The 23,521-nt window shown below is 32.8% G+C and carries 24 protein-coding genes; 5 read left to right on the forward strand and 19 right to left on the reverse strand.

The features are described 5' to 3' along the window. The first annotated feature begins 7 nt into the window (after positions 1–7). The gene (gene murI, locus BUB42_RS00390; protein ID WP_073016120.1) at positions 8–784 is read left to right on the forward strand and encodes a glutamate racemase; all 777 of its coding nucleotides are present in this window, start codon (positions 8–10) and stop codon (positions 782–784) included. A 13-nt stretch (positions 785–797) separates the two neighbouring features. Here the strand turns inward: murI and BUB42_RS00395 are convergent, their stop codons facing one another. Together BUB42_RS00395 and BUB42_RS00400 are read right to left on the reverse strand one after the other, a co-directional pair. Continuing rightward, positions 798–1,310 carry a gamma carbonic anhydrase family protein gene (locus tag BUB42_RS00395; RefSeq protein WP_073016121.1) on the reverse strand — a complete coding sequence of 171 codons (513 nt, stop codon included), beginning with the start codon at positions 1,308–1,310 and terminating at the stop codon, positions 798–800. An 11-nt stretch (positions 1,311–1,321) separates the two neighbouring features. Continuing rightward, complete coding sequence (locus BUB42_RS00400) at positions 1,322–2,320, reverse strand: PorP/SprF family type IX secretion system membrane protein (RefSeq protein WP_073016122.1); 999 nt, start codon at positions 2,318–2,320, stop codon at positions 1,322–1,324. A gap of 161 nt (positions 2,321–2,481) precedes the next feature. On the opposite strand from BUB42_RS00400, the gene BUB42_RS00405 reads away from it, so the two are divergent. The 3 genes from BUB42_RS00405 to BUB42_RS00415 all read left to right on the forward strand — a co-directional run bounded on the left by BUB42_RS00405 (position 2,482) and on the right by BUB42_RS00415 (position 5,490). Beyond that, positions 2,482–3,381 carry a NifU family protein gene (locus BUB42_RS00405; protein ID WP_073016123.1) on the forward strand — a complete coding sequence of 300 codons (900 nt, stop codon included), beginning with the start codon at positions 2,482–2,484 and terminating at the stop codon, positions 3,379–3,381. 428 nt (positions 3,382–3,809) lie between these two features. After that, a complete protein-coding gene (locus BUB42_RS00410) occupies positions 3,810–4,529 on the forward strand; it encodes a hypothetical protein (protein ID WP_073016124.1) in 720 nt (239 codons plus the stop codon). Between the two features lie 124 nt (positions 4,530–4,653). Then, the gene (locus tag BUB42_RS00415) at positions 4,654–5,490 is read left to right on the forward strand and encodes a mechanosensitive ion channel family protein (RefSeq protein WP_073016125.1); all 837 of its coding nucleotides are present in this window, start codon (positions 4,654–4,656) and stop codon (positions 5,488–5,490) included. A 27-nt stretch (positions 5,491–5,517) separates the two neighbouring features. On the opposite strand, the gene tsaB is transcribed toward BUB42_RS00415, so the two are convergent. From tsaB to BUB42_RS00450, 7 genes are all read right to left on the reverse strand, one after another. Beyond that, positions 5,518–6,186: a tRNA (adenosine(37)-N6)-threonylcarbamoyltransferase complex dimerization subunit type 1 TsaB gene (gene tsaB, locus BUB42_RS00420; protein ID WP_073016126.1), complete on the reverse strand. Its 669-nt coding sequence runs from the start codon at positions 6,184–6,186 to the stop codon at positions 5,518–5,520. 84 nt (positions 6,187–6,270) lie between these two features. After that, a complete protein-coding gene (locus tag BUB42_RS00425) occupies positions 6,271–7,572 on the reverse strand; it encodes an efflux RND transporter periplasmic adaptor subunit (RefSeq protein WP_073016127.1) in 1,302 nt (433 codons plus the stop codon). Positions 7,573–7,579: 7 nt separating this feature from the next. Beyond that, positions 7,580–9,016 (reverse strand): TolC family protein, encoded by a 1,437-nt coding sequence (locus tag BUB42_RS00430; protein WP_073016128.1) that lies wholly within the window; start codon positions 9,014–9,016, stop codon positions 7,580–7,582. An 83-nt stretch (positions 9,017–9,099) separates the two neighbouring features. Further along, complete coding sequence (locus BUB42_RS00435) at positions 9,100–10,215, reverse strand: efflux RND transporter periplasmic adaptor subunit (protein ID WP_073016129.1); 1,116 nt, start codon at positions 10,213–10,215, stop codon at positions 9,100–9,102. Positions 10,216–10,259: 44 nt separating this feature from the next. Then, complete coding sequence (locus BUB42_RS00440; RefSeq protein ID WP_073016130.1) at positions 10,260–11,525, reverse strand: ABC transporter permease; 1,266 nt, start codon at positions 11,523–11,525, stop codon at positions 10,260–10,262. 2 nt (positions 11,526–11,527) lie between these two features. After that, positions 11,528–12,772, reverse strand: coding sequence for an ABC transporter permease (locus BUB42_RS00445; protein WP_073016131.1), 1,245 nt, complete (start codon positions 12,770–12,772; stop codon positions 11,528–11,530). Next, complete coding sequence (locus BUB42_RS00450; RefSeq protein ID WP_073016132.1) at positions 12,765–13,466, reverse strand: ABC transporter ATP-binding protein; 702 nt, start codon at positions 13,464–13,466, stop codon at positions 12,765–12,767. Before BUB42_RS00450 ends, BUB42_RS00445 begins: the two co-directional genes overlap by 8 nt. A gap of 165 nt (positions 13,467–13,631) precedes the next feature. Here BUB42_RS00450 and BUB42_RS00455 point away from each other — a divergent pair, with 165 nt between their 5' ends. Continuing rightward, a complete protein-coding gene (locus BUB42_RS00455) occupies positions 13,632–15,026 on the forward strand; it encodes a DUF4403 family protein (RefSeq protein ID WP_073016726.1) in 1,395 nt (464 codons plus the stop codon). Between the two features lie 3 nt (positions 15,027–15,029). On the opposite strand, the gene BUB42_RS00460 is transcribed toward BUB42_RS00455, so the two are convergent. From BUB42_RS00460 to deoC, 10 genes are all read right to left on the reverse strand, one after another. Next, positions 15,030–15,278 (reverse strand): hypothetical protein, encoded by a 249-nt coding sequence (locus BUB42_RS00460; protein WP_073016133.1) that lies wholly within the window; start codon positions 15,276–15,278, stop codon positions 15,030–15,032. Continuing rightward, positions 15,268–15,810: a DUF420 domain-containing protein gene (locus tag BUB42_RS00465; RefSeq protein WP_073016134.1), complete on the reverse strand. Its 543-nt coding sequence runs from the start codon at positions 15,808–15,810 to the stop codon at positions 15,268–15,270. The genes BUB42_RS00460 and BUB42_RS00465 overlap by 11 nt, the downstream gene beginning before the upstream one ends. Positions 15,811–15,812: 2 nt before the next feature. Next, complete coding sequence (locus BUB42_RS00470) at positions 15,813–16,499, reverse strand: SCO family protein (protein WP_073016135.1); 687 nt, start codon at positions 16,497–16,499, stop codon at positions 15,813–15,815. A gap of 11 nt (positions 16,500–16,510) precedes the next feature. After that, positions 16,511–17,152: a hypothetical protein gene (locus BUB42_RS00475; protein ID WP_073016136.1), complete on the reverse strand. Its 642-nt coding sequence runs from the start codon at positions 17,150–17,152 to the stop codon at positions 16,511–16,513. 428 nt (positions 17,153–17,580) lie between these two features. Beyond that, a complete protein-coding gene (locus BUB42_RS00480; RefSeq protein WP_073016137.1) occupies positions 17,581–17,931 on the reverse strand; it encodes a cytochrome C oxidase subunit IV family protein in 351 nt (116 codons plus the stop codon). Positions 17,932–17,949: 18 nt separating this feature from the next. After that, positions 17,950–18,927, reverse strand: a complete 978-nt coding sequence (locus BUB42_RS00485; protein WP_073016138.1) for a cytochrome c oxidase subunit 3 — start codon at positions 18,925–18,927, stop codon at positions 17,950–17,952. Between the two features lie 42 nt (positions 18,928–18,969). Then, a complete protein-coding gene (locus tag BUB42_RS00490; protein ID WP_073016139.1) occupies positions 18,970–19,557 on the reverse strand; it encodes a cytochrome c oxidase subunit 3 in 588 nt (195 codons plus the stop codon). Positions 19,558–19,559: 2 nt separating this feature from the next. After that, on the reverse strand, positions 19,560–20,462 hold the full coding sequence (cyoE, locus tag BUB42_RS00495; RefSeq protein WP_073016140.1) for a heme o synthase: 903 nt from the start codon (positions 20,460–20,462) through the stop codon (positions 19,560–19,562). A gap of 102 nt (positions 20,463–20,564) precedes the next feature. Beyond that, positions 20,565–22,718: a gliding motility protein RemB gene (locus tag BUB42_RS00500; protein WP_073016141.1), complete on the reverse strand. Its 2,154-nt coding sequence runs from the start codon at positions 22,716–22,718 to the stop codon at positions 20,565–20,567. Next, entirely contained in the window at positions 22,708–23,451 is a 744-nt protein-coding gene (gene deoC / locus BUB42_RS00505) for a deoxyribose-phosphate aldolase (protein WP_073016142.1), read from the reverse strand. The genes BUB42_RS00500 and deoC overlap by 11 nt, the downstream gene beginning before the upstream one ends. Between the last annotated feature and the right edge of the window lie 70 nt (positions 23,452–23,521).

Raw genomic sequence — 23,521 nt, forward strand, 5'->3', positions numbered from 1 at the left:
TGTTTTTATGCAAAACGACCAAGCTATAGGAATCTTTGACTCAGGAATAGGCGGAACATCTATTTGGTCGGCCATTCATCAATTATTACCGAATGAAAAAACTATTTACTTAGCGGATAGTATAAATGCTCCATACGGGCAAAAATCTAAAGAAGAAATTATCGCTCTTAGCATAAAAAACACAGAATTTTTGCTTGCTCTAAATTGTAAATTAATTGTAATTGCATGCAATACGGCAACAACTAACGCTATCAAAGAGTTAAGAACTTTGTACAATGTTCCATTCATAGGAATTGAGCCTGCCATTAAGCCCGCAGTTACCAAATCTAAAACGCAAATTATAGGAATTCTAGCTACGCAAGGAACTTTAAACAGCGAATTGTTTCATAATACAACAGAAAAGTATCACGATACAAAAATAATTGAGCAGGTAGGTCACGGACTAGTGCAGTTAATTGAAAAAGGCGACATTGACTCAAACGAAATGACTCAGTTACTTCATTCCTACCTCGATCCAATGATAGAAGCAAATATTGACTGTTTGGTTTTGGGTTGTAGTCATTATCCTTATCTAATTCCGCAAATTAGAATGATTTTACCAGCGCATATTCAAATAATAGACTCAGGTGCAGCAGTAGCTAAACAAACTCAAAAAGTATTGAGGGAAATAGTTGGTTTTGCACCAGAGAATCTTAGCCTACCTATATTTTATACCAATACTAATCCAAAAGTCTTAAATGAAATATTGGAAGGTAAATACAAAGTGGAATACCAAAGTTTTTAAAGCAATTATTTTATTACTCTTTAAACCAACTTGAGTACATCACATAATTATTACTAATTCTTTCAATTTCTCCAGCAAAATTGGATTGATCAATATCTTTGACCTTCTTGGCAGGTACACCAGCCCAAATTGTTCCCGATTCTATAATGGTATTTTGAGTAATCACTGCGCCTGCTGCCACTATAGAATTACTTTCTATTATGCAGTTGTCCATTACAATCGCGCCCATCCCTATTAAAACATTGTCATGAACCGTACAACCATGTACAATAGCATTGTGTCCGATAGACACATTATTCCCAATAATTGTGGGATGTTTTTGATAAGTACAATGGATAACAGCGCCATCTTGAATATTGACTTTGTTTCCTATTTTGATAAAATTTACATCGCCACGAATGACAGCATTAAACCAAACACTACATTGCGCTCCAAAACTTACATCACCAATAATAGTAGCATTTTCAGCAATATAACAATCTTCGGGAATTAGTGGTGATTTACCATTTACTGATTTGATTAGCATAATAGATGAGATTAATTTATCGCAGGACAGTTACATTCATATTTTGCAGGTTTACAAAACAAATCAATTCCTAATGTAATTTGGTGGTAAGCCCCGTTATCAAACTTAACCGCTCCTGAAAGTTGAGAATAGGTATAAGCAAACATGAATTTATTAAAATTAACACCTACTATTGGCGTTATATATTGTAGTTTTTGTGATGTTACTACACCTCCATTTAAAAATTCAGCTCCATCAAAACTTCGGCGATAAGATAATCCAGCCCACAACCGCCCAAAGTCCATGTTTTTATATGCTTTCATATTTACATCAATCGCTTTCTCTCTGGTCTTTTCGACCGTTTGAAATAAGAGGGAAGGTTCCCATAACATTTTATCACGATCACCAAAAATGTATCCTACACTTAGTAAGTACTTCCTTAAATTATCACTTTCAAATTCAGTGTAAATATTTCGTCTTGTTTCTACCGCATTTTTAACTGTTGCATGTGCATAAAAATCTAAAAAATTATAAGAAGCGCCAAAATCAACATTAAAGTAGGCGTCTTTTTGAACTATCGTACCGTTAATTATAGGATCGAAATTACCAGATTGCAAAAATTCGGTCTCATCTAATAGACTTTGAATAAAACCAGCACTTATACCAAATGATAATTGATTTAAATCTATATCGTCGCGCGAAAACATTAAATGATAAGCATAAGTTAACTTAATTCCTTTTTGGGAATGATAACCATTTTTATCATTAAATAAGATCACGCCTGCTCCTGCTTTTTCACTTACTCGACCATTAAAACTAAGCGTTTGTAACTCCGGAGCGTCAGCTTGATCAAACCATTGTTTACGTCCTGTAAATCGTACTTTAGCACAATTAGCGGCTCCAGCCATAGATGGATGTATCAGGTAATAGTTATCAGTAAGGTAATCCGAATACACTGGGATTCCCTCCTGCGAAAAAGAAAAAAAACTTATGAAAAATAGAACAGTAAAAACTTTATATTTAAAATACATTGAAAATCAGTTTAGTAACGTGCAGAATTACATTTATAAAATAGTCAATAAAAAATAAATAATTTCCTTAGACTAAAATAAAGTTAATTTATTCATTAAAAAACCAAATATAGTTATTCGTGGAAAATAACTTTACTAAATTTGTAGAAATTTGAAAAATCATGAGCAAAGTTATCATAAAAGAGACACAAAACCCAACAATATTAAAGTTTGAATTCCAAGACTTTATCACTCAAAACGAAAGTTTTGAATTTAAAAACATCGATGAAGCAAAAGCATCACCATTAGCGCAGCAATTGTTCTATTTACCTTTTGTAAAAACAATTTATATCTCGGGTAATTTTATAGCAGTCGAAAAGTACAGCATCGTCGAATGGGATGATGTGAAAATTGAAGTGGCAGAACAGATAGAAAAATTTGTAACTGAAGGTGGTAAGATTATCACAATAGATGAAAATAAAGCTAAAAAGCAACCAGTAACAGTATATGGTGAAACAACGCCAAATCCATCTGCGCTTAAATTTGTAGTTAGTAAAATGCTAACCAAAAATGCAATTGAGTTCAAAAATATTGATCAAACTGCATCGTCACCACTAGCAAAAGAATTATTTAAATTTCCTTACGTAAAAGAAATCTTCATTGACGAAAATTATATTTCAGTAACTAAATACGAAATAAATGACTGGCAAGAGATTACATTAGAATTACGTAGTTTTATAAAACAATTTATTGAGAATGGTGGAACTGTCCTTGATGATAATTATGTTGCAACAGTTGCCGCCAAAGAAGAAACGAAAGCTAAGGAATTTGAGCATTTAGATGTTACTTCACAACAAATAATAAACATTTTAGAAGAATATGTGAAACCGGCAGTTCAAGCTGATGGAGGAAATATTGCTTTTGATTCATATAATGAAGAAGATAAATTAGTTAAAGTGATCTTACAAGGCGCTTGCAGCGGTTGCCCATCATCAACGTTTACATTAAAAAGCGGAATAGAAAATATGTTAAAAAGTATGTTAAACGATGAAAGTATAAAAGTTGAAGCAATAAACGCTTAATATTGTTAACACAAAGAAATAAGCCTACTGAAATACAAAAAAGTTAAAATCACTTAATACGTTTAGTTTTAAAAATATGATTTTAGTTTACAATTAAAATTTTAATACCATATTTTTAGTTAAATATAAAAAAGCAAGCGCCTCTGCCAAATGAGGCGCTTTTTATTTGATCAAATTATGATCTAAATCTTTTTTCCTAAAGTCAAAAGCTATCAAAAAATGAGAATTACTGAAGATTTTCCATGGGTAAATTTAAGTAAATATTTTGTCCCTATTTCGTTTACTCCGCTGTAGATTAAAAGTAAACATTATCATATTTACGGTGCCTAAATTATTTTAGATGCTGATAATCAGTAAATTAATAATAAAAAGTGACCTAAATTTAAAAAAAATGATTACTATTGCTACTCTAATTAAATAAAATAGCCATGGGAGTTTCATCATTTTTAAAAAATTTATTTGGCTCAGCCAAAGGAACCGCTACCACCTTGACAAACAAAGCGGATGATTCGTTTATACAAACGAAGGAAAAACTCAGACCGTATCTTGAAAAAGTTGAAGATTACACAGTAGATGTGATCGAAAAAGCAAGAGAAACAGTAGCACCTTATCTTGATAAAGCAGAATTATTAGCACAAGAAACTTTCGTAAATGTCAAAGAATCGGCAGGTCCTTATATTGAAAAAACGAAAAGTTTTGCAACGGAAAGTTTTGAAACGATAAAAGAAAATGCAGCACCAATTGTTGAAAACATCGAATCTTTAGCAACTCAAACTAAAGAGAAAGTAAATGAATACGCTGATAAAGCAGAGGAAATACTCGAAAATATTAAAAGTAATTTTGATGATAAAGCGGAAACAAACGCAACAATTGCAAATGCTGCGGCCGATATTGAAGTTATAAAAACAGAAAGTATAGAACAAGTTCTAGATAAAAGTGAAATTGTTGCTGACAGTTTTGATAATGCAGCTCTTGAGACCTCTCAAAAGTTAGCAGACTTCCCTGAAAATAATAAAAACCGTATTGTAGAAAATGTACAAGAAATAAAGTACAACAATGAAGTTGAGATGAATAATTCTGCCTCAACTGAAAATCTATCAAAGAAAACTGATGATTTTATTAAAGATAGTGAAACAAAAGCCACCTAAACACAAGAGCACTTGTAAATTTATTGACTAACGGTACATTCCAATTTTAAAGAATAATAATTGTATTTTTGTATAACAAAGTAAACCTTCTCATCTTGAGAAGGTTTTTTATTAAATAAAAAAAATGAATTTAGATCCAAACCAAGTAACAACATACGCTAACACTTTCATAAATGTTTTAATAGATTACTCACCAAAACTAATATCTGCTTTTGTGATATTATTTGTTGGTCTTTACGCGGTCCGATTAATCAACAGGTTTATTAGAAGAGTTATGATTAAAAGGAATTTAGAGCCAACATTAACTAACTTTCTTGCCGACCTTTTACTTTGGGTTTTACGAGTTATACTCTTTGTATCTTTTATATCTAAGTTGGGAATAGAAACTTCTTCATTTGTTGCAATTTTAGGGGCAATGGGTTTGGCTGTTGGTCTATCCTTGCAAGGTTCGCTTTCGAATTTTGCAGGCGGAATGTTAATCATACTTTTTAAACCTATTAAAGTGGGCGATTTCATCGAAGCTCAAGGAGTAAGTGGAACGGTAAACGAAATTCAAATATTTGTAACTAAATTAATCACCACAAATAATCAAACGATTTTTATTCCAAATGGCTCATTATCAAATGGCAATATCATCAATTATTCGATGGAACAAATTCGAAGAGCTGATTTAACAATCGCCATCTCTTATGCAACAAATATTAAAGAAGCCATAGAAATTATTAAAGTCGTATTAAAAAGCAATCCCAAAGTTTTACAAACTCCAGCTGCAGATGTTTCTGTTAAAAATTTAACAGATAGCGCTATTCAGATAGCCGTTCGACCTTGGGCAACAAATGAAGATTTTTGGACAATGTATGCAGAAACATTGCAAAATTGTAAAGAAGCTTTCGACGAAGCTGGTATTAGGATTCAGCCGTTTGTAACAGAATCTTCTTATACTCACAAATCACTAGAATAGAAACAACGATACTAATCAACCTGCGAACTACTTAGTTGATGTTGTAATAAGAAAATCTTTTAAGTAATATGGTTCAAAATAAGCAACATCCACAGTGTCGTTTTCTAAATGTTTTATGTAACTCAATTTACTCATTTCCTTTGCAGAAGGAAATACAATGTTTTCCAAGAAAATATGATTACTTTGTGTCAAAAATGGCTTACATTTTGCTGCACAATCTCCTACAAAATAAATTTTTTCTTTTATATCATGAAAGGAATTTTCAGTAATAATTTCTGCTCTAACTTCTCTAGTTTTTTTAAAATCTGGACTAAAAATAGCACTGTATACTTCCATCCTACGAGCATCAATCATAGGAATTATTACCCCATCAGAAATAGATGCTTGTTGAGCTAAGACTTGCAAGGTGTCAATTGCAATCAACGGAATCCCCAATGAAAAGCAAAGTCCTTTTGCAGCAGAAACTCCTATTCTTAGTCCTGTATAAGAGCCAGGTCCTTGACTAACTGCAACCGCAGTCAAATCACTAATATTTATCGACGCTTTATTAATAACTTCCTCAATAAAAACATGAAGGCGTTCTGCATGCGAATATCCTTCCTCAGCAATTTCTCTAGAGGAAATAGTAATCCCATTGTATGCAAGTGAAACAGAGCAATTTTTTGTTGCTGTTTCTATGTTAAGTATGTGTGCCAATACCGTAATATATTAAAAAATGAAAATCACAATTATAAAAAAGTATTTATAATTGTGATCAAAGAAAGTATTTTTATCTAAGCATTACTTCTTACTTTTGACTTTATCAATATCAGTTTTTAGGGCAACTTTATCACCAGAATTTAAGTCCTTGGTAACAGTCGCGTACGGTCCAGTGATAACGACATCTCCTTTTTGTAGTCCTGACAGAACTTCAATATTTGTATCGTCTTGAATTCCTGTTTTTATAATTCTGATTTTTGCTTTATCGCCTACTTTTACAAAAACACATTCAAATTTTTTATCGCTTTTTGGCGCTTCATTTTTCTGGTCGGATTCGTCAGTTACAACTATATTTTTTACAGCAGCTGTGTCTGATTTTACCACCACAGAACTAATGGGCACTGACAAAACATTACTTTTTGTTTGTGTGATTATATCAACAGTCGCCGTCATTCCTGGTCGAAAAGGTGAATAGGTATCAGGCTTTCCTACTAAAAGATCTTGGTATGATTCTTTCAAAATTCTAACTTTTACTTTAAAATTTGTCACTTGGTCAGCCGTAAGAGTTGAACTTGCCGAATTAGAAATACTTGTAACGGTTCCTTTAAATTGTTTTTTTAAATACGCATCTACTTCAACATTTGCCTCATCGCCTACTTTAATTTTTACAATGTCATTTTCATTGACATCTACTTCAACCTCCATATTATTTAGGTTGGCTACTCTTAAAATTTCAGTTCCGGTCATCTGTTGCGTTCCTAAAACGCGCTCGCCTAATTCCACATTCAACATTGAAATAGTACCATCAGCAGGAGCGTAAATTGTTGTACGCCCTAAATTATCTTTTGCCTCATTTACTGTAGCCGATGCGCTTTGAACATTAAAATATGCATTTTGCTTAGCCGCTTTGGCAACTTCGTATGATCCAATTGACTTGTCCCAATCTGCTCTGGAGATAATTCCTTTGTCAAATAAAGTTTTGTTTCGGTCATAATTAGCTTTTGATTCTTTAAAAGAAGCATCTGCCTGATTTAAATTTGCTTTCGTTCCTGATAAGTTAGAAACCGATCTATTGTATCCAGAAGTATATAAATCTGGATTTATTTTAACTAATAAATCTCCTTTTTTAACTACTTGTCCTTCTTTAACATTTAATGAGATAATTTCACCTGAAACTTCCGATGATATTTTTACTTGAATCTCTGGTTGAATTTTTCCAGTTGCCGAAACCGTTTCGACAATTGTCATTGGGTTAACATTTGCAATTTCAATTTCTGTGCCTTTGTCCTTGTTGCCTATAATACCAGTTTTGGAAAGTATAACCAGACTTGCGATAATTACTACAGCTCCGCCTATTAGAATATAAATTGTTTTTTTTGACATAATAAATTTAGTTTTTGATAAGAGGAATTCCAAAATAGAATTCTAATATTTTAATTTTGAAAATGTAGTCATATTTAGTTCGTAAAACTTCTGACTGTGCGTTTGTAAGTAAAGTTTGCGATTGATTAAAGTCAAATGAATTCATAAGGCCCACATCATAACGCTCCTTCGCATAATCATAAGCCACTTGTCTCGCCTCTACTGCAACGGTTGATGATTCGTAAGCATTTAATGCTCCTTTTGAATCTGCAAAAGCGGTAAATACATTTCTTTGTAAATCTAAGTCTTGCTGTTCAACTGCAATTTTTGATCTTTCTAAACTTACCTTTGAACGTGCCACAGTATTTCTTGCAGTGAATCCATTGAAAACTGGAATCGACAATTGGACTCCAAAAGTCTGCCCTTTATTATCGAAAAATTGATCGAAAAATGGGGCGGCACTGCCTAAAGTTCTTGTAAAATTTGGAACAAGAACAATTTGATTTGTACCCTCTACAAATCCACTAACTGATGTCGGATTTAATATATTTGGCTCTAGACCAACAACTCTATCACTGTAAGCAACCCTAGAATTAAAGTTATAAAAACCTTGTAAAGTAGGTTGGTAAGCTCCTTTAGCAATTGCTACACTTTTCTCAGCAATTTCCAAATTAACTCTTGCTATTTTTAGCTCAGTTCTTCCCTCTAGTGCTTTACTGTAAATTGCATTAGGGGTTTCCGCCATTATATTATTTTCGTCATTGATGTCAGTCGTATCAACTACATCAAAATCTTCAAAATCTTTTAGTTGTAAAAGCTGCGCTAAACTTAATTTAGAGATCAATAAAACATTTTCAGCAATTATCACATTTTGCTTATTTGTTGCAACGGTTGCTTTTATGTCTAACAAATCTCCCCGTGGAATTGAGCCTGCTTTTACTAATTGATCAGAACGATCGTATTGTTGTTCATTAATTGCAAGTTGTTGTTGTTGAACTTTTAAATTTTCCTTATTAAAAAGCACTTGTAAAAAAGCGTTGGCAACATTTAATGCTATATCTTCTTGCATTTTCAATAGTTGATACTTAGCGGCAACAATTGATAGATTTGCTCTTCTCAACGTATTTTGATTTTGCAAACCACTATAGATATTTACCCCAACATTTGCCCCAGCAGCAGTAAACTGAGTAGTTTGATTTTGAAGTAATCCGGTAGTTATATCCTGGTTTAAACCAATGTTCCAAGAGTGTGATGAATTAATGTTGAATGACGGCAGAAAATTACCAATCGCTCCTTTTCTGTCAATTATAGCTGTCTTTGAATCCAGCTCAGTTTGTTTTATAGAAATATTGTTTTCAACCGCATATCTCACACATTCTTCTAGAGTCCACTTTTTTGACTGAGCGTTAACGCACAAACTAAAAAGGGTTATAAAAATTAAACTAATACAACTATTTTTTTTCATATATTTTGAATGACAGCACAGCAAAAAAACTATGCAAATTTAACATTATTTTAAAACTAATTTTCTTTTTTATGGTACTTTATTTATGATTTATTTTCCTCAATTTTGAGACCCTGATTCCATATTTTTAGTTTATCAGATGCTTTTAATCCGCTTTTAATTTCTACATAAATTCCGTCACTCACACCTAAAATTATATCTTTTCGAACAAATTTTTGTGCCCCATTTTCTACCTCGACGTAAGGTTTTTGAGTTTTTTTGTCAAATTGAATTAAAGATTCTTTCAAGGCTAATACTTTTTCAGCTTTTTCTAAAATAATCGAGGCATTCGCACTCAAACCAGCTCTAATAAAAGTATTTTCACGATTGTCTAATGAGGCTTTTATTTCAAACTGAATTGCTCCGTTTTCCGTTTTCCCTTTCGGTGCAATGTATTGTAATACTGCATCAAACTTTTTATTCTCAATTGCACCAATAGTAATTTCAATAGGTAGTTTTTCTTTTATTTTACCAACTTCTGATTCGTCGATTTTCCCAACGAATATCATTCGCCCCACATCGGCCACACTAGCAATAGTGGTCCCTTCATTAAAATTATTGCTTTCAATTACTTGATTCCCCACTTTTACGGGAACATCAAGCACCATTCCGTTAACAGTAGAACGAATTAAGGTATTAGCATAATTTCCTAACCCAGATGAAGTTCCTGTTTTGACAATATCGAAACCTTGTTTTGATGCTGCATAATTTTGTTTGGCTTGCTTGTAGGCTAGTTGCGCTGCATCGTAATCATTAGCTGAAATAACACCTTTATCGTATAGCGTTTTTTGACGTAAAAAAACTTTTTCTTGGTTGTCTAAAGCGATTTTATCACTTTGTACTTGGTTTTGAGAAGTACTTAAATTAGACACATTGGCAACCACTCTGATTTTTGCAATTAAATCTCCGGCTTTAATGTTTTGTCCGGCTTTGATATACACTGCTTCGATAATTCCTGAAATATTGGGCTTAATTAAAACTTCTTCATCAGGAACAATGTTACCCGTTGCAATGGTATTTTTTATGATTGTTTTTACCTCGGTCTTGTCCGTTTCAAAAACAATTGGCGGAGCCTGATTTTTGGCATACAAATAATACAAAGCACCAAAGAAAACTAGTGCGATAGTAATTAAAATAGTTATGGTAAATCCCTTTTTCATGTTTGCTAATATTTAATCGATTATATTATTTTGATTGATTATTTTTATTCTGTTCGTAACGCATCAACAGGTTTAACATTTATTGCTGTTTGTGCAGGAATTAAACCTGCAAATAAACCAGAACAAATGAGAATCAGTAACGCAATAAAAACTACTGTGAGATCTACGCTTGGATTAGCAAACATCATCCCTTCACTTGGCATTGTGTCTAAAACCATGTTTACTATTGCTAATACACCAGTTGCAAGCGCAATTCCAAACATTCCAGCGATGATTGTCAAAAATATTGCTTCTGATAAAATCTGGGACCGGATATTAGCTGGAGTTGCACCGAGAGCTCTTCGAATTCCAATTTCTTTTGTTCGCTCTTTTACAACAATTAACATAATATTTGAAATTCCAATAACGCCTGAGAGCAAAACCAAAGTTCCTACAAAATAAGCGATGAATTTCAAAATAAGGAACAAGCCTTGCACTTTACTAAACTCTTGAAATAAGTCAAAATTCCCAATTGCTCGCTCGTCTTTTGGATTTATAGAATGTCTAGATTTCATAAAGTCTAAAATTTTAGGCTTTAACTCTGTAATTGACGCGTTATCATTTGCCGTCAATGCCATCCAACCTACAGTGTCGCCATAATTAAAAGCTTGCTGGAATGTTGTAAAAGGCATAAAAATATTTTTTTGTGCTGATTCTGCATTGCCGTTATTTTGAGATTTTGAGTTATAAACCCCAACAACCATAAAATTTACACCATTTATTTTGATGTACGTCCCAATAACATCCTCTGCTCTATCATACATTTCATTTATAACTCCGGCTCCTATAACTGCCACTTTTCGTTTCAGTATAATATCTTGTTGATTTACAAATCGTCCTTTAATAATATCCATAGATTCCTGCTTTATTAATTCAGGATAATCTCCGTATATCGTGTAAGCGGCTGTTTTAGTTCCTCTTACCACATTATTTGCACCTTCATATCCCCCTAATTGATTTCTGGGAGAAACATATAATAAATCGGGGAAATTTTGTTTTAAGGCAGCGACATCACCATTTTTAAAATTAAACTCTCTTGTTGCAGGCAAACCTTTAAAAGGCTTAGAGGTTGTTTGAGACCACATAAACATCGTATTAGTTGCAATGCCGTCAAATCCTTTTTTTACACCATTCTCTAATCCGTTTCCTGCGGCAAGCAATATCACCAAAATAAAAATCCCCCAAAAAACACCAAATGCGGTTAGGATAGTCCTGAACGTATTGGCTGTCAATGCTTCTAAAATTTCATTCCATTTATCTCTATCAAACATAATTATTCGTCTCTAAGTGCTACAATGGGTTTAATCTTAGCTGCTCTGTAGGCTGGGAAAAATCCCGCCAAGGCACCTGCAAATACTAGAAGTATTAAAGTTGTTAAGGCTATTCTAAAATCAACTTCAGGATTTATAAAATAATCACTGGTTACTTGCGGGCCTACTATTTCTAATACCAATAAACTGGATAAAAGTCCAATAAAACCTGCGATAGTCGTTATAAATATCGATTCATGCAAAATCATTCCTATAATTGAACTAGGAGATGCACCAAGTGCTTTTCTAATCCCTATTTCCTTTGTTCTTTCTTTTACAATAATCAACATAATGTTACTAACACCTACTACTCCAGCAATAATGGTACATATTCCCACCCACCAAAAAAATAAGCGGATATAGAGATTTAGATCGTAAAATTGTTTAGTATTTTTTATAGAATCATTTATACCTATTGCACTTTCATCATCGGGAGCAATTGTGTTTTTACTTCTTAATAAAGCTCCCAATTCTTGTGTAAACTTTGTAGATTGCGCTAGGGCTTCTTCATAGGTTTCTTTTTTCGGCAGTGTAAAATCCAAATTACTAATTTTGTCTCCCACCCCAAAAGCTTGCTGTGTTGTTGTTAATGGTAAATACACTCTTGTTTCCTCTCTTTCTCCAGCTGGATCTGTAAAAACACCGATTACTTTAAAATTAATGTTATTAATTACAAGTTGTTCTCCTATAGGACTTTTATCTTTAAATAAATCAAACTTTACTTTTTGCCCAATAACGGTGACTTTTTCACTGTTTTTAAAATCGTTCTCGTTAATAAATCTACCTTCAATTACTGTTGCATTTTCAACACTCAAATAATCTGGGTACACTCCTATGTATCTGTAATTTCCCGTTTCCTTTCCATACACCATCGCACCGTTCCAAAAAATATAATTTGCCGATTTTATTTCTAATTGATCTCCAAATTTTTGAACAGCGATATTATAATCACTGTTCCTAAATTGGATTTGTCTACCAGGATTTAATCCCTTAAACTCTTTTGTTGTGGTTCCGGTCCAAACTGAAATTAAACCTGCGGCATCGCGTTCAAATTGTTTTTCTATTCCGTTTTGAAGTCCTTTTCCAACGCCTAAGAGAATTACCAAAATAAAAATCCCTGATGCAACAGAAACACCCGTGAGAAAAGTTCTCAGTTTGTTTTTGGCTATAGCCTCAAAAATTTCTTGCCACCGTTCAATATTAAACATAAGAAGATGCTCTTACTTGTTCTACGTACTTGTCATCAATGATCAAACCATCTTTCAATAACACATTTCTTTTACACATGGCTGCAATATCGGGTTCATGGGTCACTATCAATATAGTTTTACCTTCGTCATTAATACCTTGAATTAATTCCATTACTTCATATGAAGTTTTAGTGTCCAAAGCTCCCGTAGGCTCGTCGGCCAATAAAACCTTAGGATTTGATGCCAATGCTCTAGCGATAGCAACACGTTGTTTTTGACCACCGGATAGTTCATTCGGTAAATGGTGTGAATGCGAAGCCAATCCCACTTTCTCCAAAAAATTCATTGCAATTTCGTTACGCTCTTTTCTCTTTACTCCTTGATAGAACAAGGGCATAGCTACGTTATCTAATGCACTTTTATAATTTATAAGATTAAAAGATTGAAAAACAAAACCTAAAAATTTATTGCGGTACCTTGAAGCTATCGTTTCATTTAAATTTTTTATCGGCACAGAATCCAAGATATAATTTCCAGAATCAGCTTCATCTAGAATACCAAGTATATTCAGAAGCGTAGATTTTCCAGAGCCAGAAGAGCCCATAATTGCAACTAATTCTCCTTCCTTTATGTTGAAATTAATACCTTTTAATACGTGTAATTCAGAATTACCCATTTTATAAGATTTGTGCAAGTCTTTAATTTCAATCATAATAATATAATTTTAAAAATTTAATTCTTATTTACAAACAAGAGTAGTAAATACAATCCTTCTTTCTGAGAATTTAATGATAAGACTTGTTTGATTCAAAAATGTTACACTTTAATTCTAAAAAAGAATAGTTTGATTAATTTAGCACCATTAAATAAAAATACAATGCAAGTACCTTATAGAATTATAACAGCAGTCTTTTTTGCACTATGCGTATCGGCATGCTCTTCTTCTAACAAAATAGCAACACTAAAACCTGAGCCAGACGATGCCACACCGTTATTTTACGACAGTGAAGTTTCGTATATCAATTTACCAATAAGTGTAAAACTAAAAGATATTGAAAATCAAACAAATACTATTTTAAACGGCTTAATTTACGAAGATGCAATTATCGCAGATGACGACATTGAAATGAAAGTTTGGAAGCAAGCACCGATAACAATAACGAATAACGCTGGAAAAATAAAAACCATTTTACCATTAAAAGCAATCGTAAAATATAGAATTGGCACTAAAAAAATGGGAATTGAAATGTATGATATTCAAGAATTCCATCTAGACGGACTAATTACCTTAATGAGTGACGTGTCGCTAAGCAATTGGAAATTAAATACAAAAACTGAATTAAAATCTTTAGATTGGAAGGAAAGTCCAACGATGACTGTCTTTGGAAAAAATGTCCCAGTTACTTATTTAATTAATCCTGCTGTAAAACTTTTTAGATCTAAAATCGAGAGAAAAATCGATGAAGCTATTGGCAAATCAATGGATTTTAAACCAAATGTCCTTGCTGCTTTAGAGAAAATATGCGTTCCTTTTCTAATGAATGATTCGTATAAAACTTGGTTGCGAATCGCACCTATTGAACTATACTCTACTAATTCAAGATTAAAAAATGACGCATTTTTACTTGACATGGGTTTAAAATGCAACATGGAAACATTTGTAGGGAAAGAACCAGAATCGAAATATAATGCTAACAAAATCGTTTTGAAGTCGGTTACCAAAATACCACAGGATATTTCCGCAAATATTGTTGCAGTTTCTAGCTATGCTGAAGCGTCAAGAATTATGACGAGCAACTTTAAAGAACAGGAATTTGGATCAGGATCAAAAAAAGTAACGGTTCAAAATGTATCAATTTGGCATAAAGCCGGAAAAATGATAATAGCATTGGATATTTTAGGATCTATAAACGGCACGATCTACTTAGCTGGATTTCCAAAATATAATGATAAAATAAAAGAGGTCTATTTTGATCAACTAGATTATGCTTTAGACACTAAAAATAAATTAACGCGAACTGCTAACTGGCTAGCGCAAAGCTTGATTCTAAAAAAAATAGAACAGAATTGTCGTTATTCAATTAAAGCAAACCTTGACGAAGCCCAAAAAAGCATCATGACTTATTTAAAAAACTATTCTCCTATGCAAGGTGTTTTCATAAATGGAATTGCCCAGCAAATTGAATTTGATAAAATTCAATTAACAAATCAAGCGATAATTGCAATTATAAAAGTGAAAGGAAACGTTAACGTATCCGTTGATGGATTATAATTTCTAACTTGATTTATTTTTTTTCATACGATAAACAGCATACCCGATTCCAGCGACAAGAATATACGGAATGACCATTAAATAAACAATACCATCATTTATAGCTTCTGCTTTTACTGCATTTCCCTCGCTCGTTAATGCAGCACGACACATGGCACATTGAGCGTTGACAGTCACAGAATACAAACTGCAAACAAAGATACTTAAGTAAATAAATAACTTTTTGACTTTAACTTGGATTTTAGTATACATAATAAGGTGAGATCATAAGATAAACAACAACGCCGGTGATGGCAACATATAACCAAATTGGAAATGTAATACGCGATATTTTTTTATGTCTGTCAAAAGTTTTTGCCAGCGCTCTTACATAAGTGATTAAGACCATTGGAATTATTGCGATAGACAATATGATGTGCGTTATAAGAATAAAAAAATATACATATCTAATAACTCCCTCACCACCAAAAGGAGTGGAATCAGAAGTCATGTGGTACGCAACGTACATAACAAGAAATGCAACTGACAATGCAATTGCGCCTGTCATCATTATCTCATGAAGTTTTCTTTTGCCATTCTTGATAGCAATAACTCCTATTATTAAAAGCACAGCTGTAATTCCGTTGGTTGTGGCATAAATAGGCGGTAAAAAATTAAGAGGAGCTACATCATATCCTAAATCTCTCAATTTTACACCAAACAAGATTGCAACGAAAATAGGTATCACGATTGATACCGCTATAATTAATTTACTATATTTTTGTTCTAAATTACTGACTTCCATTTTTATTCTTCTAATAAAATATTAATATCTTTTTGAATATTCCTAACTCCTTTTTTATCTAATCCATCATAGTATAAGATAGGATTCCCATAATCATCTTTTCTGCAACGAATATTACCATTTTTATCAATTAATGCAAATAATCCCGAATGTTCAAAACCACCTGCTGCTTTTTTATTTTCACCTGCATAAAGATTAAAACCTTTTATGGCGAGATTAAAAATATACTCTTTATCTCCCGTTAAAAAATTCCAATTTGCTGATTTGACACCTAATAATTTTGCGTGATCCTTCAAAACTTGCGGTGTGTCGTATTCAGGATCGATCGTGATTGAAATAATTCCAAAATTAGGATTACCAAAAAAAGTCTTTTCAATAATAAGCATGCTTTGGTTCATCTTAGGGCAAATGGTTGGACATTTTGAAAAGAAAAACTCTAATACATATACTTTTCCTTTATATGTTTTATTGGATATTTTGACATTATCTTGATTTACTAACTCAAAATTTGGCACTGCACCTATTGTCACTAATTTATCATCTGTAACTGATTTAGGTTTGGCGCGATCAAGTCGATCACCTTGAACTACTTTATCGTTTTTTATACGATCAACAATTTTCGGAACCGCATATATTCCAAAAATTAGTATTACAAATGAAATTCCGATATATGATTTATTTTTAAGCATGAGCTGTCAAATTAAATTTTTCTACTTGCGTTTTTATTTTTTTTAAATGCGGCACGATACTCATACAAGATAACTTTAAAGTCATCTTTCATTTCATTATTAAGTTCTGCTGGATGAAATGTATTGTACCCTTCTTTGGTTCCTTTTTCGGCCTTTCTCCCTCGAAGGTTTCTATTTTTGTCAATTATATAAACTTTAGAACTACCTAATTTATTATCCAGTTTTTCTACTAAACCAAGTTGTGCATAATACGATTTGATTTCCTCGGGCGCAGCAAAAACAAAACGCCATTGCGCCATGTCAGTGAATCCTCCTAAAGCTTCCATAACTTTTGCAGCATCTTTTTCTGTACCTTTTGGACATAGAATTACAAATTGAACATCTCTAAATTTGTGGTAAGTTTGATAAATCTTCTGATTTAAATTAAAAAAATTACCTCTAATATTTAACAGATCGGTTCCTGAAAAACCAATAATAGTAATCTTGTCTTTCAAGTTTACCCGTGTACCATCTAAGGTTTCCCAATTACCAAATTCGGCCGTGTTTTCTTTTAAAGTCGGTAACTTTGTATAACCATTGACACCAGATGCAAAAAACATGTAAGCAACAATAGGTAAAATAAAAAGCACGAAAAGAACAATATTTTTTTTCATCTGTAGAGAATATTTGTTTTTTATTGGTCCCTATAACTATCGGGACGAATTAACTTTTTTTAACATTTTTGTTTACGGAGTCGTTGAACTTCGTTTCGCATATCTTCACTGGTATTTGCACCAAATCTAGGTCATGCTCATTTCATTAATGTCTAAATTATTTTTTTAATGAATACGTGAATTGCTTCTTGTAAGGCAGTTTTGTCTTGTGCAATCGTTATTTATTTGCAAAACCTTCGTTTTGAAGCGATCTATTATGGTTGAAATATGACGCATTAAATAACCGAAACCTAATAACAGATTGCACTTTTCTAAATGATAGCTGACGCTAAATAATCACAACACTTATTTCAACATAATACGAACGTTTCGGGTATAAAAAAGGGTACCCATTAAAACAGGTACCCTCTTAATGAATTAATATTTAGTTAAAAATTCCACTTAATACTAGAATTTTTGAAAACCTCAAATATATAATGACCTTCTGTCAATAAAATAAAAAGCAGGTATAAAATTAAAAAAATTACTGGGTAAACTACTGAACTTCTTAAAGAACTAGCTTCACCTTCTATGTGCATAAATGCCCAAACAATATAATACGCTTTATAAATAGTAAGAGCATAAAAAATCCAGTTCAGTAAATTCATACCAAGAAAATCAGTCATATAAAGAAAATCTGGTTTTGCTATTCCTAATATAACTTCGACTATAGTTACGGCAGATAATATTCCAAAAACCTTCCAGATTCTACCTATATTGGATACGTGTACGTGTGACATAATATTTAATATATAAAATTAAGCTAGATAAAAAACTGTAAATACAAAAACCCAAACCAAATCAACAAAATGCCAATAGAGACCAACTTTCTCAACCATCTCGTAGCTTTTTCTCTTTTCGTACGTGCCTACTAGGACATTAAAAAATATAATGACATTTATGATTACTCCCGAAAAAACGTGAAAGCCGTGAAAACCTGTAATGAAGAAAAAGAAATTAGCAAATAATTTACTCCCGTATTCATTTCGCACTAAATTTGCGCCTTCCACAACATAATGAGCGTCAGTAAGCATTGCCTCTGACTGAGCTCTAGATAGAACTGTTTTCTTCTTGTCTTTAGTAATAACTTCGGTACGAACTAATAATTCAGGATTTGCTTTGAAACCTGCTTGCACTTGAGCAACAGAATATGAAGCTAATGGCGCTTCACTCATAAACCACATGCCCTTACTTTTTGTTAATTGCTCCCGACCTGCGTTTGCGCTTGAAGCAAAGTCAGCTAATGCAACACGTTTACCTTCTTTATCAACAAATTGAAGTAAGCTACCACCTTTTGTTTCAACAGCACCATATTCGCCTTTAATGAAATTTTTCCATTCCCAAGCTTGAGAACCTACGAAGATAGCTCCACCTAAAATGGTTAAAAACATGTATAAAACTACTTTGTCTTTTTTCATCTGGTGCCCTGCATCAACGGCTAAAACCATTGTTACAGAGGAAAAAATTAATATAAAAGTCATCAATGCCACGTAATACATCGGTGCATCTACACCATGAAAAAACGGGAAGTGAGTGAATACTTCATCGGCTATTGGCCACGTTTCTATAAATTTAAATCGAGAAAATCCATACGCAGCGAGAAAACCCGAGAACGTTAATGCATCCGACACGATAAAAAACCACATCATCAATTTGCCATAATTTGCACCCATAGGTTCATTATCGCCTCCCCAAATTTTTTCTCCACTAGTAGCAGTAGTAACTGTCGATTCCATAAATGTTATTCGTTAAAAAGTCCACAAATTTACGTTTTTTTCTTATTTAAAGAAATATAAAAACAAAAACAAATAAACCCACAATAAATCAAGAAAGTGCCAGTACATTGCACCAAGTTCAATTCCAAGGGTTTGAGATGAATTGTATTTTTGTTTAAAATGATTATAAATTATTATTAAAAGCGCTATAACACCACCTGCAAGGTGAATAAGGTGCACAACGGTAACAACATATAAAAAAGTAGTTGTTATTGAACTACCGCTTCCTGTAAAGTAAAAGCCTTGATCTACTATTTGCTGAAAACCTACAAACTGTAAAACCACAAACAAAATACCTAGTACTAATGTAGCTAATAAAAAAACAGTTGTTTGGCTCTGATTGTCTTTTAATATAGCTTTTTTAGCTAAGTAAAAAGTCAAACTACAACCTATAATTACTAATGTACTTACGAAAAATGCGGTAGGTAGCTGAAAATCTTTCAACCAATCCACTCGAGATTTACTTACTACAAAAGCACTTGTTAACCCTGCAAACATCATTGTCATGCTTACCATAGAAAAGAGTAAAATCAATTTGTACGATCTATTTGATCTTGATTTTTGTTCCGCTGCTGTCATTGTCATTTCCATATCTATCTTAAAAATTTATCTATTATATAAACTAATTGTAACAAGGTAATATATAAAACACTTACTAACATTAAAGTTCGAGCCGCTTTCGAGGTTCTTAATTTGTATAATCGTACTGAGTAAAAAAGCATCCATAATCCCAATAAAAATACAATTACCGCCGCAATCGGAGTTATAAATAATCTTCCCGTGTATCCAAGAACAGGTAATAAAGAGGCTAAAATAAGCCACACTGTATATAAAATAACTTGAAGAGCGGTGCCTTTATCCTTTTTACCTGTAGGTAACATAAAGAAACCCGCTTTTTCATAATCATCATATAAAAACCAGCCAATAGCCCAAAAGTGTGGGAACTGCCAAAAAAACTGAATCAAAAATAAAGTTCCTGCTTCTATTCCAAATTCTCCAGTAGCAGCAACCCAACCTAACATAAAAGGAATTGCTCCTGGAAATGCTCCAACAAAAACAGAGAGCGAAGTCATAGTTTTGAGAGGAGTATAAACACTTGTGTATAAAAATATTGAAATAGCACCAAACATTGCTGATTTTGGATTGATCGTGTAAAGCAATACAATCCCTATAATTGTAAGAACACTAGCTAAAACTAAAGCTGATGAACCAGACATCCGGCCCGCTGGAACAGGTCGATCTTTAGTTCTATCCATCAACGCATCTAAATCTTTTTCAATAACTTGATTGAAAGCATTAGAAGCTCCTACCATACAATAACCACCAATAGCCAACTTAATTAAAACCAACCAATTTAATGATTGAAAATCATTTATGCCTAGCATAAAACCCGCTATAGATGAAAAAACAACACTAACAGCGAGACGTGCCTTGGTGATTTCTCGGAAATCAATATAAATTGATTTTATTGAAAGAGTACTTTGTGTTGCGTTCAATGCTGCTAATTATTTGCTTTTTAAAACTGTTGCAAAAGTAGGCTATCAAAAGTGATTTGACAAAAAACAATTCATAAAAAGAAATTAAAATTAAAATAAGGTTTAATAGTCAAAATACCAATTAAAGATGTCAGCTCTTAAACCAATACTGAACCAATTAGTACTTTCTTTAAATGTTGTAGCTGTGTTTTTCATTGGATCAAAGCTTCTGTATATTAAACTAGCGTATAATTTTAAATTAGTTGCTGGATTTACTAAATAACCACCTTGAAAATCAGCAATAAAAATAGTCGTTTTATTACCCTGCCCTACCTTCACACCGCTGTCCGAAGCTCTTTTTTCATCATAATCTTTATAGATATTCCCTCCGTAATTAAGACTATTTTCTGTGGTATCAAAATCGAAACCTCGGGTTCCCATTGTAATTTTTGCATCGGCAAAATATCGCCCTTTATGATAACGTGCAATAGCTATTAATTCACTAAAATTAGCACCCCATTGATGCCCTAAACTTTGATTATTATGCGCATAATTAGTAATTGGCGTACTGTGCGAATACGTGTAAGGGCGAACGTGATTGTATTCGAGCTGTAAAAGCAAATTTTCAACTTTAAAAGCATTATAATACTTCACGCCTAATTGATAGCCATATTTATTTTTCCAACTATTATCTCCTTCTTTGACATCTTGTAAAGAAAATTCATCTAGTATAAACTGTCCGTAAAAATTAATTTGATTGCTCCATTTGTATTTATAAGTTAACCCTAAAATTGCATTACCAGTTCTCGCCGAAGAGGCAAATTCTACCGCGCGATAAAAAATAATAGGATTAACAAAACTCGCATCAAATCCCCTATCATTCGTGTTATTCCAAATTACAGATTCAAATAATCCAAGATTTAGTCTATTAGATATATTCCAACTCAAATAATGATGCGCCATAAATTTAGTGGCATAAGTTCGTTCTAAAGTAACTTCAGGACGAACGTCTTTTAACCATGTGTAGGTATTGGTATATTTTATTTTCCAAAAATTAGTGTTCAATTTAAAATACGGATACGGACTAGCGCCATCACTAGCTAATAACGACCGATAACCATCTCCAATAAAATTGCGACCGTAACCTAATTGTAAATCAATATGCTTGCTTGGCGCAAAAGTTAAATTGGCTTCAGCCAAAGGAAAATCATAGGAGTTTGTTTTAAACTCCTTAGCAATTCCAATTCCTGGAATGATTGCAGGATTACCCCCAGCAGGTCTAATCGACTCAGCGTAACGATTATAATAGTCTGCAAAACGTCCTTGACTTTCAAAAACGGTAGTTGTAAAATTAAGCTTCGTTCCTAATCCTCCGCGAAAATTAATTCCCCGCGTATTAATATAGGTATAAGAAATATCGCTTCTTGAATCCTTTCCCAGCTGTAAATCAAATATAGGATTTAAAGTAAACCAGTAATCGTCTCCCTTAATTTCGACCATATTTTCATTCAACAACTTTTTTTTCCACCAGCTAGAGGCTTTGATTTTTAAATTATCATTGACTGCTTTTAGATCATAATATTGTGATACTTCAGCGTAAGTATATGGTTTTGAAGCCGTATGATTATTATTGCCCATTTGGTTTAAAGAGCGATCAAATTGCGCGTAATAGCTATGTGAAAAAGGAATATTTAAATGACTTTGAAACTCTGGATTATCATATTTCTTATAAATAATACTATCTAATTCAGTTAGTTTTTTAGTTGTATCGTATAAAATTGTGGCTTTCGCCAAAGTTTCTTTGGATACCATTCCCCGTGATTTCAACGGAATCGAAATTGTCATTGTAAATTTACTATAAGTTGGTTTTCCGTTATAAGTAGATGGTTGAACTTTAGGAAATGCATCAAAAACTCTTTTTGTTTCTTGAATCAATTCATCTTCGATAGCATCTATATAAATCGTTTTAAAACTACCGCTGGCATCTACTTCAAAGAGTAGTTTAATATTTCCTTGAAAGTTGTTTTTTAATAAACGCTCTGACACAATAAAATTTTCAAAAACAAAATCTTCGACTTCATTATAAAAACAGTTTGTCAATGTTGTTCTGTCCGCATCCTTACATTCTGAAAAAATAGGGGAACGTTCCATCGCGTTGTTTGGAATAGTTCTATTAGTAGTTATTTCCTGCGCCAAACCAGAGAATATATTAAATAAGACTAAAAATGACACAAAACGTGTACTTATGTTGATTTTCATTACTATTTTAGTATTCATTATTATAATTTTGACCAGCTGCAATCATTTTTGCGCCCGAAGTTCCTATGCGCTTTACTCCTAAATCAATCATTGCAACAGCTTCTTGATAAGTTCGCACTCCACCGGCCGCTTTTACAGCAAGAGGTGATGCATTATCAAGCATCATTTTTACAGTGGGAATCGTTGCACCGTTTGGCTCATTATTTTTAGTTTTGTAAAAACCTGTCGATGATTTTACAAAAACTTTTGAGAATAACTCTTGCTCAAAATTAGAAACAACAACATTCTTAATTAGACTACATATTTGAATAATTTCTTTTTCCTCTAATGCCGCAACTTCAATGATCCACTTTACCACTTTATTATTGGCTAAGCCAAGCTGCGTACCTCGTAAAATTTCTTCTTTGAATATATCGATTTCCCCATTTATAAAAGCCTTATAATTACACACAAAATCTAAATCATCGGCACCATCTTCAATAGCTTTTTGTGCCTCTTGAAGTTTGTCTTTTATAGATGCTATTCCGTCAGGAAAATCAATTACTGTTCCTATTTCCAGCACCGAATTTGCTTGCGTAATCATTTCTTTAGCAATCGAAACTACATTTGGACGCACCATAATCAATTTGAAATGCTCATCAATGGCTTCTTGAATATATTCTCTTGCAACACGAATATTTTCATTTTCGCTAAGTCCAGCTTGTTCGGCCGTTTTTAGATAGGTAGAATCGAGGTATTGTTTAATATCCATAGTAAATGATTTTCTATTAATTTAGTCTCTTTTGCAAAAATACAGATTATAAACAGATATGTCTAAATAG

This window comes from Flavobacterium micromati (assembly GCF_900129585.1).
Taxonomy (GTDB): domain Bacteria; phylum Bacteroidota; class Bacteroidia; order Flavobacteriales; family Flavobacteriaceae; genus Flavobacterium; species Flavobacterium micromati.

Coding starts and splice junctions, on each gene's coding strand:
- murI (WP_073016120.1), top strand. CDS start 8: ATGCAAAACGACCAAGCTATAGGAATCTTTGACTCAGGAATAGGCGGA.
- BUB42_RS00395 (WP_073016121.1), bottom strand. CDS start 1,310: ATGCTAATCAAATCAGTAAATGGTAAATCACCACTAATTCCCGAAGAT.
- BUB42_RS00400 (WP_073016122.1), bottom strand. CDS start 2,320: ATGTATTTTAAATATAAAGTTTTTACTGTTCTATTTTTCATAAGTTTT.
- BUB42_RS00405 (WP_073016123.1), top strand. CDS start 2,482: ATGAGCAAAGTTATCATAAAAGAGACACAAAACCCAACAATATTAAAG.
- BUB42_RS00410 (WP_073016124.1), top strand. CDS start 3,810: ATGGGAGTTTCATCATTTTTAAAAAATTTATTTGGCTCAGCCAAAGGA.
- BUB42_RS00415 (WP_073016125.1), top strand. CDS start 4,654: ATGAATTTAGATCCAAACCAAGTAACAACATACGCTAACACTTTCATA.
- BUB42_RS00425 (WP_073016127.1), bottom strand. CDS start 7,572: ATGTCAAAAAAAACAATTTATATTCTAATAGGCGGAGCTGTAGTAATT.
- BUB42_RS00430 (WP_073016128.1), bottom strand. CDS start 9,016: ATGAAAAAAAATAGTTGTATTAGTTTAATTTTTATAACCCTTTTTAGT.
- BUB42_RS00435 (WP_073016129.1), bottom strand. CDS start 10,215: ATGAAAAAGGGATTTACCATAACTATTTTAATTACTATCGCACTAGTT.
- BUB42_RS00440 (WP_073016130.1), bottom strand. CDS start 11,525: ATGTTTGATAGAGATAAATGGAATGAAATTTTAGAAGCATTGACAGCC.
- BUB42_RS00445 (WP_073016131.1), bottom strand. CDS start 12,772: ATGTTTAATATTGAACGGTGGCAAGAAATTTTTGAGGCTATAGCCAAA.
- BUB42_RS00450 (WP_073016132.1), bottom strand. CDS start 13,466: ATGATTGAAATTAAAGACTTGCACAAATCTTATAAAATGGGTAATTCT.
- BUB42_RS00455 (WP_073016726.1), top strand. CDS start 13,632: ATGCAAGTACCTTATAGAATTATAACAGCAGTCTTTTTTGCACTATGC.
- BUB42_RS00460 (WP_073016133.1), bottom strand. CDS start 15,278: ATGTATACTAAAATCCAAGTTAAAGTCAAAAAGTTATTTATTTACTTA.
- BUB42_RS00465 (WP_073016134.1), bottom strand. CDS start 15,810: ATGGAAGTCAGTAATTTAGAACAAAAATATAGTAAATTAATTATAGCG.
- BUB42_RS00470 (WP_073016135.1), bottom strand. CDS start 16,499: ATGCTTAAAAATAAATCATATATCGGAATTTCATTTGTAATACTAATT.
- BUB42_RS00475 (WP_073016136.1), bottom strand. CDS start 17,152: ATGAAAAAAAATATTGTTCTTTTCGTGCTTTTTATTTTACCTATTGTT.
- BUB42_RS00480 (WP_073016137.1), bottom strand. CDS start 17,931: ATGTCACACGTACACGTATCCAATATAGGTAGAATCTGGAAGGTTTTT.
- BUB42_RS00485 (WP_073016138.1), bottom strand. CDS start 18,927: ATGGAATCGACAGTTACTACTGCTACTAGTGGAGAAAAAATTTGGGGA.
- BUB42_RS00490 (WP_073016139.1), bottom strand. CDS start 19,557: ATGGAAATGACAATGACAGCAGCGGAACAAAAATCAAGATCAAATAGA.
- BUB42_RS00500 (WP_073016141.1), bottom strand. CDS start 22,718: ATGAATACTAAAATAGTAATGAAAATCAACATAAGTACACGTTTTGTG.
- deoC (WP_073016142.1), bottom strand. CDS start 23,451: ATGGATATTAAACAATACCTCGATTCTACCTATCTAAAAACGGCCGAA.